This is a genomic window from Virgibacillus necropolis, from assembly GCF_002224365.1.
GTDB classification, from domain to species: domain Bacteria; phylum Bacillota; class Bacilli; order Bacillales; family Amphibacillaceae; genus Virgibacillus_F; species Virgibacillus_F necropolis.
The window spans coordinates 1,047,291-1,059,848 of sequence record NZ_CP022437.1; the positions used below are offsets into that span (position 1 = coordinate 1,047,291).

The following is a 12,558-nucleotide window of genomic DNA, read 5'->3' on the forward strand; positions in this document are numbered from 1 at the left end:
GGAATCTTGAAAAAGGTGACCCATTGATTCTTATTAAATACTAGGGAAAGACCTACACCTACAAAAGGACTAAAAACGAATAATTATTATTAATATAGCCGCATTTTTCAAATAGAAGAATGCGGCTTTGTTTCGTTATATTTCCTGTTTAACTTTACGGGTACCACTCAAATAAAACTCTGAATTTTTCCCTCACATCAACATTGAACCCATCATTTTGTCTAACTCCTTGGTTAGTATTTTTGTATCCAAGTATTTTAGGTGGAATGTATTTAAGTACTTTTGCATACAATTATTTATGTATAAGGAGGAGGAGGCTATGGATAATTTTTTCCCTTCAGATTCAGAAGTTTTATCCACTAGAAATTTTGCATATAGCGAAATTAAAAAGCAGATTATCAAAGGTCAGTTAGAACCAGATGCAACTATCATTGAAGAAAAATTGGCTAAAAACTTACAGATTAGCAGAACCCCGTTACGTGAAGCCCTTCATAGGTTAGAATGGGAAAAATTCGTTGATCGTAAACGTAATGGCCGCCTAAAGGTTGCCTCAATTTCAATTGAGGAAGTAAAAGAATTATTTAGTGTCAGAAGGGTTCTGGAATGCATGATTGTAGTAAATGCAGCCCAAAATGCTACAAAAGTTGATATTCAAAACCTAGAAAATCTTGTTGAGATGGCCTCGTTAGTATCATCTGAAAATAATATAGAAGACATACTTTCATATGGTAATAGATTCCATTCGTATTTATATGACATTAGCGGTCACAAAACTGCTGTGAAAATTTTATATCAATTAAATGACCGTATCAGCAGGTATCGACGATTGGTTCCTATTGAAAACCTTAAAAACCAAAAACCCGCTAGTAACGGTCATAAAACAATTTTAATTAATATGGAAAAGAGAGATTTGCCTGGCGTTGAAAAGGCAATGGAGGATCATATTAATCATAGTTTGGAAGCCTCAATCAAGATAATTAAAAAGTATAAAGCAATTAATAAATTGTAGGAGGAATAAAATGATTTCTAAGTGGGGTATAAACACAGATATTATTCATTCAGAATTAAAGCCTGATGAGAAGTCAAGAGCAGTATCACCTGCTATTGTACCTGCAGTTGCTTATGCGTTTCCAACTGTTGAAAGCGCTATTGAAGTTGTTTCAGGAGAGTGTGAAGGAAATTACTATGGTAGATATGGTAATCCTACGACAAGAGTTCTGGAAGAAAAAATGTCAAAGCTGGAAGGGGGGGAGGATGCAATTGCGGTTAGTAGTGGCATGGCGGCAATTTCCATATCATTATTAAATTACCTTAAGGCAGGAGATCATGTAGTTGTTACAAAAGATGTTTATGGTGGAACCCATCATTTCTTAACGGTTTTAGCACCAAGATTTGGAATTGAAGTTGATTTTGTAGACTGCACAGATTTAAACGCTGTAGAAAATGCACTGAAGTTTAATACCAAAGTTCTATATCTTGAAACACCTTCCAATCCTTGCTTGACCATTTTAGACCTCAAAAAACTTACTAATCTAGCACATTCTTATAAGGTTCCAGTAATAGTTGACAACACGTTTATGACGCCTATACTCCAAAGCCCAATTGAGCTTGGGGTAGATGTGGTAGTCCATAGTGGTACGAAATATATTAATGGTCATGGCGATGTTATTGCAGGATTCGTAATTGGGAAAAAGAAAGATATCTCTTTTATGAGGAAAAATTTGATGGGTGATTTAGGGCAAAATTTAAATGCCTGGGAATCCTATCTGATTTTAAGAGGCTTAAAAACAATGGGAATTCGCTTGAAACAACATGTAGAAAATGCAAAAAAGGTTTCTGAGTTTTTAAATGGGCACAGAGGTATTTCCAAAGTATTTTATCCAGGTTTACCATCACATCGACAACATAGTTTAGCAAAACAACAAATGAAAGGTTATGGAGGAATAATTTCTTTTGAATTGAAGGGTGGATTTGAAACTGGGGTCGAATTTATTAATCATCTGAAACTAGCAATGATTTCATTTAGCTTAGGAGATCCTGAAACTTTAGTGCAGCACCCAGCGTCAATGACTCATAATTCGATACCCACCGAACAAAGAGTGGAATTTGGAATAACAGATGGTTTAATAAGGCTATCAGTTGGTTTAGAAGACGCAAATGATATCATAGATGATTTGGATCAGGCGCTTACAAAGGCATCCACCATACGATTAACAAAATATAAATTGAATGCAAAATAGGTGATGAGGGAGATGAATGTAATGAAAATTAGAAAGGTTAACCTTTTAATTTTGCTGCTGGTAAGTTTAGTGTTTGCCCTTGCAGGTTGTAATCAGTCTTCGGAAAAAGCATCTGGAAATGAAGGCCTTGGAGATTATCCATCGCAGCCAATTGAAGCTATTATTGCGTTTAATGCTGGTGGCGGTACGGACGTTGCCGCAAGAACTGTCTTAAGATATGCAGAGGAATATGCAGACACAAGTTTTGCAGTTTTAAATAAGCCCGGAGCAGCTGGAGAAATTGGATTTACTACATTGGCGAATGCTGAGCCAGATGGTTATACCATTGGAATGATCAATCCTCCTACAACCTTATTACATCCGATTCAAAGGCCAGATGAAGTTAAATACACATTAGATGATTTTAAGTTAATAGCAAACGTTGTATCCGATCCGGGTGCATTAGTTGTAAAAGCGGACAGTTCGATTAATTCTTTGAAGGATTTATTTGACGCTGTTAGGAAAAAGCCAGATTTAAACTTAGCATACGGCGGTCCAGGAACCTCTGAAGCTTTAACGCTTAGAAGAATAGAGGAAATGGAGGACATTTCCTTTAACAAAATTCCATTTGAAGGAACCTCCCCTGCATTATCTGCTCTATTGGGTGGACATGTAGAAGTTCTTATTACAAATGCTTCGGAAGTTGTATCACAACTTAAAGACGGGAAAATAAAGGTTCTAGCAGTAGGTGCAGAAGAGCGGATAGATATGATGCCTGATGTACCAACTTATAAGGAAGAAGGATTGGATTTAATACAAGTATCTATGAGAGGTTTCGCAGCACCTAAAGGAATCAGTGATGAGCAACAAAAGTTTCTTGCCGACGTAATTAAGAAAACAATGGAAGATGAAGAGTTTCAAAAAAAGGCTGAGGAAATGGCACTTCCCTTAGACTACAAGGGACCTGAAGAATATAAGGAATTCTTAGAAGATATGAATAAAGATTTGCAAGAAGAGTACGAAAAAAACCCTTGGTAAGAAGCTTGAATTTTAAAATAGGAAGGCTGAAAGACAATCTCTTTCAGCCTTCACTTAAAGGAGGGGGATCTATGCAATTTGTAACAATTATATTTATCTACATTCTTAGTGGTTATTTTTATTTTGAAGCGTCGGGCTTTAGGGAGAATGCTGGTATATTTCCTGAAATGGTCAGTTTAATACTGCTAGTACTAAATACTATTTATCTCTTTCAGGAGCTTAAAGAAAAAAGAAAGATTAGTAAGAACAATAGTGGAAAAAGCACGATTGTTAAACCCACAAAACAATTTTATGTTATAACTATTGCTTCTATTGGATATGTAGCATTATTAAATGTGATCGGGTTCTTAATTTTAACACCAATGTATCTTGCGCTTATTATGTTCTATTTAGGAGGAAAAAGGAAAAAAGTTATATTTCCTATCGTAATTGTGTTTACATTCGCAGTATATATATCTTTTTCCTCTTTACTTAATATTTCTATTCCACAGGGAATCATTTTTAACTTATAACGGAGGTGATTAGTTTATGGATGCGGTTTTTGAAGCCTTACTAAATACATTAGGTTGGTATAACATATTAATTATTTTCATTGGTGCTTTTGCGGGGATTATTGTTGGTTGTATACCGGGTTTTAACGCTTCAGTAGGTGTGGCGTTGACTATTCCGCTTACATTTAGTTTTCCTCCAGATACTGGACTTATATTACTAGTTTCAATATATGCTGGCGCAATTTACGGGGGATCGATAGCTGCAATTTTAATTAATACCCCGGGAGAACCAGGCAATATTATTACCGCAATGGACGGTTATAATATGACAAAGCAGGGCCTTGGAAGCAAGGCTCTTGGGATGGCGGCTATTGCATCTTGGATAGGCGGAACTATTAGTGCTATCTTTCTTTTTTTGGTGGCACCACCTTTATCTAAGATAACATTAATGTTTGGGCCATTTGAAATGTTTCTACTAGCTATTTTTGGCTTATCTCTTATTGTAGGGTTATCTAAAGAGTCTTTAGTAAAAGGTTTAATATCCGGCGGGCTAGGAGTTCTATTTGCTACTGTAGGAATAGATACTATTACTGGTACTTATCGATATACTTTTGAGACCCCAGCATTATATCAAGGTATATCACTAGTTGGTTTGGTTATTGGTTTATATTCATTGGGAGCTGTCTTCGAGCTAGCGGAAACGAAGTCCTCTACGATTCAAACTGATGGAATAAAGATAGATAGAAAACATCTACTTCCTACTTGGAAGGATATTAAAAAGACTTACAAAACTATTATTAGAAGTGGGGTAATCGGTACATTTGCCGGGATAACTCCTGGTGCCGGTATGAGTATTGGATCCGCCATTAGCTGGGATGTGGCAAGACGAGGTTCGAAAAACCCTGATAACTTTGGTAAGGGTGAAATAGAAGGCTTGGCAGCATCTGAATCTGGAAATAATGGGGTTGTAGGTGGTTCTTTGATTCCACTAATAACATTAGGAATACCTGGTAATTCCGTTTCTGCAATATTTTTAGGGGGATTATTAATTCACGGCTTACGTCCAGGTGCTGAATTATTTACAACACACGCAACCGTCACCTATGGTTTGATATGGGGATTTGTCTTTGCAAACTTTGTCATGATCATTATTGGGCTTAGTGCATCAAGATTTTTTGCGAAATTGGCGGTTATACCGGTGTACATTTTGGCTCCATTAATTTTTGTTATAAGCACAGCAGGTACTCTAGCAGATAGAAATCTTATATTCGATGTTGCTATTATGTTGGCATTTGGTATACTTGGATATTTCTTAATTAAGGTAGGTATTCCTTTAGTTCCACTCGTTTTAGGATTTATCCTAGGACCAATTGCTGAATCTGAGATGAGAAGGGCATTATTAATTACTCAAGGAGATGTAACACCTTATTTAACAGAACCTATTGCCATTTTATTAATCGTTCTAATCATACTAAGTTTATTTGGAACCCAACTGAAAGATTTAATAACAACTATGTTTGGAAGAAAAAAAGAAAATTAGGGGGAAAGTAAATTAATATGAAATTATCACATACAGAGAGAATAAAAGCAACCTTGCAAGGCAAGCAGGTAGATCGTTTACCATACAGCTTTTGGACACACTTTCCTACCATTGATTTGGATCCTTATAAACTAGCAAATGCAACTTATGAATTTTGTAAAGAATTTGAAGTAGATTTTATTAAGAATATGCCAAATGGTATGTATATGGCTGAAGCTTGGTCATGTGAATGTGACTATAGTCACATTAGACAAGGTGGGGTAGCAAAAGTCACAAAATTTGCTATTGATAGAGAAGATGATTGGTGCAATTTGAAACAATTAGATGTTACCTCTGGACCACTTGGAAGAGAACTTAAGTCTTTAGATTATTTAGTGAAAAAAGTCAATAATGATAGACCAGTCATATTCACTATATTCTCCCCGTTAACAACAGCTAGTAAGATATGTAATTCCATACAACCATATATAGAGAATAGCCCGGATGCGTTAAAAGAAGGATTACAAACTATTACAGAAGTTACGATTAGATTTGCAAAAGAAGCATTAAAAAGGGGGTGTGCTGGTGTATTTTTTGCAAATCAACTTGCTTCTGAATTATATATGACAGAAAAACAATATAGTGAATTTGGCCGACCCTATGATTTAAAATGTTTAAATGCGATAAAAAATGATTCATGGTTTAACGTCATGCATCTACACGGTGAGAAAATATTGTTTGATAAAGTAAAAGATTACCCTGTACAGGCAATCAATTGGCATATATGGGATAGTCCTCCTACAGTTGAACATTTTTTTCAAGAAACTGATAAAGTTATTGTAGGGGGGTTGCAAAGAAGTTTAATTACAAAATGTGATGTAGAGAACCTCAAGACTCAAATTAAAGAAATCAGCAAGAAGTGCAACAAATTGAAACTTATTCTATCCCCGGATTGTGTTATACGTTATCCCGTACATAGGGAAGCGATTACTGGAACAAAAGATCAAATTATAAGTCTGACTGAGTCAAAAGATACTAGTGAGGTTTTACATAAACCTCATCATTAAAAACACACTTTCTATTCTTCTATCTAACCCTTTATAACAAAATACCAATTACAACAACAATAACCTACCTATTCTTGGTTAATCAGGTAACCATTCTACTACTATCATTCCTTCTCAAACTATTCGTTCATAAAATGAAAAACTTAATTTCTTTCTTTCATATAAAAACAAGTTCACGTTTAATTGAATTCGTTTTTATATGAAGTGACATCTAGCTGCAACCCCGAACACTGACACTCAAAAAGAGGAGAACCTTAAGAAACACCTAGTCGTTCGTTGGATTTGTTTTCTATGATTAACTATAAAAGTAAAGTTATAAAAAATAGGACCCACACAAAATTGAATTGCGAAGGTCTTAGCGTACTGTAAAAAAATCAGCAGGAGCACAATTCAAATTGTCTCCTACTGATCTATTTTAAGCCAAAGTAGTTTTCTTTAACGAACCGGCTGCTTTTACTCGAATTCTAGTGGCATTGCCAGTTAGGTATGCGAGAGGACTACTGATACTAAAGGGAGGTTTTTGTAGAACCGGTTAAGTGTAATTGAGGAGTTGAAGAAGCGCCTATACAAATGCTTACAATGGGCTTAGCGGATATAATGGAAGCAAAACATATTCTTGTAGATTCTTCGGGTGAAAGAAAGGCTAAGGCTGTTAAAGGAACTATTGAGGGACCAATTAATGAAGATTGCCCTGCATTTATATTGCGAGCTCATCCCAATGTTACGTTTATTATGGATGATGCAGCAGCCTCATTATTACAAGCTAAATACAAATAATTTTTATTTTTCTAAGCCTGTTTAAGATAGCATTTATCGGCAGGCTATTTTTTTTGATTTAATTCTTGAGAGATAAATAGATTGGTGCATAAATTTTAAAAGGAGAAAATAATTATGAATGATATTATTATTGGTTTAGATATAGGTGGAACTACTAAATGAAGGCGGGGATATTATTAATAAATGGGAGACACCTACTAATAAAAAAGATAATGGTATATATATTGTGGACGATATCTGGAATTCCATCACTAATAACTTAGCCAAATTACCAATTGAAAAAAATAAAATTTTAGGTATAGATGTTGGCGCCCCTGGATTTGTTAATGAAAAAACTGGAATGGTTTACGAAGCAGTAAATATTGGTTGGGAAAACTTTGAACTAGCCGATCTACTAAAAGATCGTTCAGGATTACCAGTCTTTGTTGAAAATGATGCAAATTTAGCAGTTTTAGGTGAGAACTGGAAGGGAGCGGGAAATCAAGAAAGAGATATTATTGCGGTTACACTTGGTACTGGAGTTGGAGGTGGTATTATAGCTAACGGGGTAATTTTAAATGGTTTCAATGGTACAGCTGGGGAGGTTGGTCATATTATCGTCGATCCAAACGGATATCCATGTAATTGTGGTCGTATTGGGTGTCTAGATACGGTTGCTTCGGCAACTGGAATTGTTCATCAAGCCCTTGATAAGATTGAAGAGGATCCTACCAGTACTTTGGCTAACTATTATTATAGGAATGGGAATATTGATGCTAAAGATATTTTTTATTTAGCAAGTAAAGGAGATGTGACCTGTAAGAATAAAATTAATCGAACTGCTGATGTTCTTGGATTGATCATTGCAAACACAGCTACAATAATTAATCCAACAAAAGTTCTTATCGGTGGTGGGTTATCAAAGGCTGGGGATCAGGTACTTCACCTCATAACTAAATACTTTCAAAAATATAGTTTAACTAGAATTAGTGATGTATGTGAAGTGAAAATCGCTCAATTAGGCAATGAGGCAGGGGTTATTGGAGCGGCATATCTTGTCAAACAAAAGCTACAAAACTTATAAACAAAGATAATAAGCAAAAAGAAGCATAATGAAAAATCTAGATTTGGATGAAGCCGATCCATATTTATTGAAACAACTTAAAGGATTTCGGAAGAATATGTATCAGGGGCGCCTTATTAGGAAATGAGGTGCTTTTTTTAATTTACACCTAGTTCAGACTATTTATTACAAACAGTCTGAACTACTAAGCCTCCTTCACTGTAAAATTGATTTGAAGTCAATATCCGTACACAAGATTACCCTAACAGATATCAATAACCTACTTGGTTGAAGAGAATCCCTTACTGTTAATGAGTCAAAATTGGTAAGGAAGTTGGAATAAGGGGATCACTTTTAAGCGGACTTATAGGGAATTAGAGGAAATGGGTTTATGAAAGTTCCCTCTAGAAGTGGCGGTATACAAAAAGGTCATTTAAAAATTTTATTGGCTATCAAAATTTTTTTAATTTTACTAATAGTGAATCCTGATGTAAGATTTACTTACCGTTAACGGTTTAACGTCATCAGATAAGAAAGCGTTGCCAGTAAGTTTGAACTGAATAGTATTGGAGTGTTCATTATGAAAGAAGTAAAAAAAGATCTATTTGATAGGATAGATAGTTTACGTGATGTCTTAATTGATGTGAGTGATTACATCTATTCTAATCCTGAACTAGGTAACCTAGAGTACAAAGCAGTTGAAAAAATTACAAATACATTAAAAAAGTACAACTTCGAAATTGAAAAAGGTATTGCAGGGTTAGATACAGCTTTTAAAGCAACTTACCAAAATGGAACGGGTGGACCTGTAATCGGATTGTTATGTGAGTATGATGCATTAAAAGAACTTGGTCATGGTTGTGGTCACAACTTACAATCAGCATCTGTCATTGGAGCGGCAATTGCTGTATCGAGATTATTGGGAGAAAAGCCTGCAACTATACAAATCATAGGAACTCCAGCTGAGGAGTCGACAAGCGGGAAGATACCAATGACGAAGAAGGGATATTTTGATCATTTGGATGTAGCTTTAATGATGCATGGTGGTGATCGAACAACAGTTGATGGGAAATGTTTAGCGGTTGACAACTTTGAATTTGAATTTATTGGGAAGGAGTCACATGCAGCAGTTGCTCCTGAACAAGGGGTTAGTGCATTAGATGGTGTACTGATGACATTTAATGGGATGGAATATTTAAGGGAGCATGTTCGCTCTGATGTCCGCATCCATGGAATTATTACAGAAGGCGGAATGGCACCAAATATTGTACCGAAAAGAGCAGTCGCAAAGTTTTCAATTCGTGCAGCGGATCGCCATTATTTGGATAAGGTTGTTGAACGGGCAATAAATGTAGTAAAGGGTGCAGCGCTTGCCACAGGAACACAGGTGAATGTCCATATCGGAAAATCGTTGGAAAGCAAATTAAATGTTCAAAGTTTAAATGATGTTCTTTTAAGTAATGCAGATTTATCTGGCGCAAAAAATATAACCCCACCCCGCGAGAAAACTGGATCTACAGACTTTAGTATTGTAACTCATCGCGTGCCAGGTTCATGTATTCGAATAGCCTTTGTACCATATGGAACCTCAAATCATACTGAAGAGTGGGTAAAGGCATCCAAAAGCAAGGATGGAGATGAAGCAATTATTGCCGCAGCCAAAACCTTGGGTGGAACATGCTTAGATTTAATTACATCTCCAGATCTATTACAAAAAGTAAAAGATGAATTTAATAGGGCTAAGCGCCAATTACCGCTAGATAATGAAAAGCTTTCATCAGTAAATTAGTAATTAAAAAATTGGAGGGATTTTATGAGATTCAAACGTGCTTCTCTTTATTTGGTAGTACTAGCTTCAATATTTCTTGTATCTGGTTGTACAACTAGCCAGTCTGAAGAATCTTCCGGGGAAGGTGAAACCCTAACTATTTCTTTAGGGCCTGATTTAATGACCTGGGACATTCACAATCATACTACTACCTCGACAGAAGCAATCCATGTAAATGTATTTGATTACCTTTTAATGAGAAATCAAGAAGGGGAAATTCAGCCGCACTTAGCAAAGAGTTGGAAGAAAGTTAATGATACAACATATGAATTTATCCTAAATGATGGTGTGAAATTTCATAATGGAGAAGCTTTAACGGCAGAGGATGTTAAATTCACCCTTGAAAGAGTTGCTAAGGATGAAAGTTTACGCAGTAACGGTGACTATAATGCGATAAAAGAAATAAAAGTAATAGATGACTTTAAATTTCAGATCATTACTGATGCTCCTGATCCAATGCTTATAAGTAGAATTTCAAGGCAAGCTTCAGGGATATTACCAAAAGATTATATTGAAGAAAATGGCTGGGATTATTTTAACGAAAACCCTATAGGTTCTGGCCCTTTAAAATTTGTAGAATGGAAAAGAGATAACCGTGTTGTATTGGAACCATATGATGAGTACTTCGGGAAAAAAGTTACTGATTGGGATAAAGTAGTTTTTAGGGCAATACCTGAAAGTACTACAAGGGTAGCGGAATTGCTCTCTGGAAACATTGATATTGCAGCTAATATTCCTCCAAGTGATTGGGAGCAAGTAAAAAAGTCTGACGTTAGTAAACTAGTTAGCGGCCCCTCTAATCGTACGTATTTACTTTTTTTAAGAACTGGGGAAGAGTGGCCAACCTCAGATATCAAAGTTAGAGAAGCAATTGATTATGCGATCAATGATAAAGCAATAGTTGATAGTCTAATGAATGGTGGAGGAACACCAACGCTCACTCGTGTTAATCCAGGTAATTTGGGGGTAGAAGAAGCGCTATATGGTAAATATAACTATGATATTGAAAAGGCCAAACAGTTATTAAAAGAGGCAGGGTATGAAGATGGTTTATCGATAAAACTTGCTGGACCATCTGGTAGGTATCTACAGGATAGAGAAGTTATGCAGTTAATAGCAGGTATGTTGGCTAAGGTCGACATTAATGTTGAAATGAACATTCTAAAATGGGGTCCATTTGTAGAATTAAGGGAACAAAAAAAGTTTGGTGATGGTTATTTAATTGCCTTGGGTGCTTCGTTCTTTGATGCAGGCCAATCGTTAGATTACTATAGTTCGGAACGAGCAGCGACAATTAATGGTTATAGTAATGAAGAGGTGGATGAGCTATTAGCCGCTGCTGCAGTATCTACAAATGAGAAAGAACGTATAAAAATGTATCAACGTGTTCAGCAAATCGCCAATGAGGAAAAGCCAATTTTACCTCTGTTTCAACTCAATCAATATTTTGGGGTGAAGGAAGATATTGAATTTCAACCGAGATTGGATGAATTGATATATATCCCAGATATTGAAAAAAAATAATAGAAGAGGGGTTAGTCTCCCTCTCTTCTGTTTGATTTAACTAGGATACAACAATAACTTTTTTTATGTAGAGGGAGAGGGTAAAAGTGTGGAAATATTTTTTAATACGGTTACTCCAGGTTCCTCCTGTACTTTTCATCATAACACTAATGATTTTTGTTCTTGTTTATGTTGCAGGTGACCCTGTTTTAATGATGCTACCAGCGGATGCAACTCCACAAGAGATCGGTCAATTAAGACATGCTTTGGGATTTGACCAACCCTTTTATGTGCAATTTGGCCATTATATTATGGATCTTTTAAGAGGCGATTTTGGAGAATCTTATCAATATGGTGAGCCGGCCTTATCTCTTGTGTTGGAAAGGCTACCAGCTACACTACAATTAGCCGCTGTTTCTATGATTTTTGCAGTTATAATTGCTATACCTCTTGGCGTTTGGTCCGCAATAAGACCGAATACGTTCATTGATCTTTTTGCAACAGGGCTATCCGTTTTAGGAAAGGCAATTCCAAATTTTTGGTTGGGTATCATGTTAATATTAATATTTGCTGTTAATTACCAAATTTTGCCGGTATCCGGCACAGGGAGTTGGGCGCATATTATTCTACCAGCAATAACCTTAGGAACTGCTATGTCGGCTGAAATTACCAGGCTTGTGCGCTCGAATATGCTGGAGATATTGTCTCAAGATTATATCAGAACTGCCCGTAGCAAAGGTCTGAAAAATGGGGTTGTTATTTTTAGACACGCTTTTAAGAATTCATTAGTGCCAGTAATAACAATTACTTTTCTTCAAGCGGCGGCCTTAGTCGGTGGATCTTTAATCACAGAAATGATTTTTGCATGGCCCGGATTAGGTCAATTAATTATTCAAGCTGTTTATGAAAAAGATCTACCAATCATTCAAGCTACTGTTTTTGTTACTGCAATAATGATTATCTTAATTAATTTACTAACTGATGTACTATATCGTGTCTTAGATCCAAGAATAAAATTTAATTAGAAAGAGGGGGGTGAGCAGATGGAAAAAAGTAATCAGGCGGAACTATCTC

Annotated in this window: 10 protein-coding genes and 1 pseudogene; all 11 read left to right on the forward strand. The window is 35.9% G+C overall.

Going from position 1 to position 12,558, the window contains the following annotated elements:
- Positions 1-319: 319 nt before the first annotated feature.
- The 11 genes and pseudogenes from CFK40_RS04860 (at position 320) to CFK40_RS04910 (ending at position 12,509) form a co-directional block, all read left to right on the forward strand.
- Complete coding sequence (locus tag CFK40_RS04860; RefSeq protein WP_161493832.1) at positions 320-1,009, forward strand: GntR family transcriptional regulator; 690 nt, start codon at positions 320-322, stop codon at positions 1,007-1,009.
- Between the two features lie 10 nt (positions 1,010-1,019).
- The gene (locus CFK40_RS04865; RefSeq protein WP_089531094.1) at positions 1,020-2,240 is read left to right on the forward strand and encodes a trans-sulfuration enzyme family protein; all 1,221 of its coding nucleotides are present in this window, start codon (positions 1,020-1,022) and stop codon (positions 2,238-2,240) included.
- Between the two features lie 21 nt (positions 2,241-2,261).
- Positions 2,262-3,257, forward strand: a complete 996-nt coding sequence (locus tag CFK40_RS04870; RefSeq protein WP_161493833.1) for a tripartite tricarboxylate transporter substrate binding protein — start codon at positions 2,262-2,264, stop codon at positions 3,255-3,257.
- Between the two features lie 71 nt (positions 3,258-3,328).
- A complete protein-coding gene (locus tag CFK40_RS04875; protein ID WP_089531098.1) occupies positions 3,329-3,769 on the forward strand; it encodes a tripartite tricarboxylate transporter TctB family protein in 441 nt (146 codons plus the stop codon).
- A 16-nt stretch (positions 3,770-3,785) separates the two neighbouring features.
- Entirely contained in the window at positions 3,786-5,288 is a 1,503-nt protein-coding gene (locus CFK40_RS04880; protein WP_089531099.1) for a tripartite tricarboxylate transporter permease, read from the forward strand.
- Between the two features lie 17 nt (positions 5,289-5,305).
- Positions 5,306-6,334 (forward strand): uroporphyrinogen decarboxylase family protein, encoded by a 1,029-nt coding sequence (locus CFK40_RS04885; RefSeq protein WP_089531101.1) that lies wholly within the window; start codon positions 5,306-5,308, stop codon positions 6,332-6,334.
- A 552-nt stretch (positions 6,335-6,886) separates the two neighbouring features.
- Positions 6,887-7,111 (forward strand): annotated as a pseudogene (locus tag CFK40_RS04890) (glucosamine-6-phosphate deaminase); the annotation flags it as partial.
- Positions 7,112-7,256: 145 nt separating this feature from the next.
- Entirely contained in the window at positions 7,257-8,174 is a 918-nt protein-coding gene (locus CFK40_RS04895) for an ROK family glucokinase (RefSeq protein ID WP_319418028.1), read from the forward strand.
- Positions 8,175-8,733: 559 nt separating this feature from the next.
- Positions 8,734-9,942, forward strand: a complete 1,209-nt coding sequence (locus CFK40_RS04900; RefSeq protein WP_089531103.1) for a M20 family metallopeptidase — start codon at positions 8,734-8,736, stop codon at positions 9,940-9,942.
- 24 nt (positions 9,943-9,966) lie between these two features.
- The gene (locus tag CFK40_RS04905; protein WP_089531104.1) at positions 9,967-11,505 is read left to right on the forward strand and encodes an ABC transporter substrate-binding protein; all 1,539 of its coding nucleotides are present in this window, start codon (positions 9,967-9,969) and stop codon (positions 11,503-11,505) included.
- An 86-nt stretch (positions 11,506-11,591) separates the two neighbouring features.
- Positions 11,592-12,509: an ABC transporter permease gene (locus CFK40_RS04910; protein WP_089531106.1), complete on the forward strand. Its 918-nt coding sequence runs from the start codon at positions 11,592-11,594 to the stop codon at positions 12,507-12,509.
- The last annotated feature ends 49 nt before the right edge of the window (positions 12,510-12,558 follow it).

Coding starts and splice junctions, on each gene's coding strand:
- CFK40_RS04880 (WP_089531099.1), top strand. CDS start 3,786: ATGGATGCGGTTTTTGAAGCCTTACTAAATACATTAGGTTGGTATAAC.
- CFK40_RS04865 (WP_089531094.1), top strand. CDS start 1,020: ATGATTTCTAAGTGGGGTATAAACACAGATATTATTCATTCAGAATTA.
- CFK40_RS04875 (WP_089531098.1), top strand. CDS start 3,329: ATGCAATTTGTAACAATTATATTTATCTACATTCTTAGTGGTTATTTT.
- CFK40_RS04885 (WP_089531101.1), top strand. CDS start 5,306: ATGAAATTATCACATACAGAGAGAATAAAAGCAACCTTGCAAGGCAAG.
- CFK40_RS04900 (WP_089531103.1), top strand. CDS start 8,734: ATGAAAGAAGTAAAAAAAGATCTATTTGATAGGATAGATAGTTTACGT.
- CFK40_RS04905 (WP_089531104.1), top strand. CDS start 9,967: ATGAGATTCAAACGTGCTTCTCTTTATTTGGTAGTACTAGCTTCAATA.
- CFK40_RS04870 (WP_161493833.1), top strand. CDS start 2,262: ATGAAAATTAGAAAGGTTAACCTTTTAATTTTGCTGCTGGTAAGTTTA.
- CFK40_RS04860 (WP_161493832.1), top strand. CDS start 320: ATGGATAATTTTTTCCCTTCAGATTCAGAAGTTTTATCCACTAGAAAT.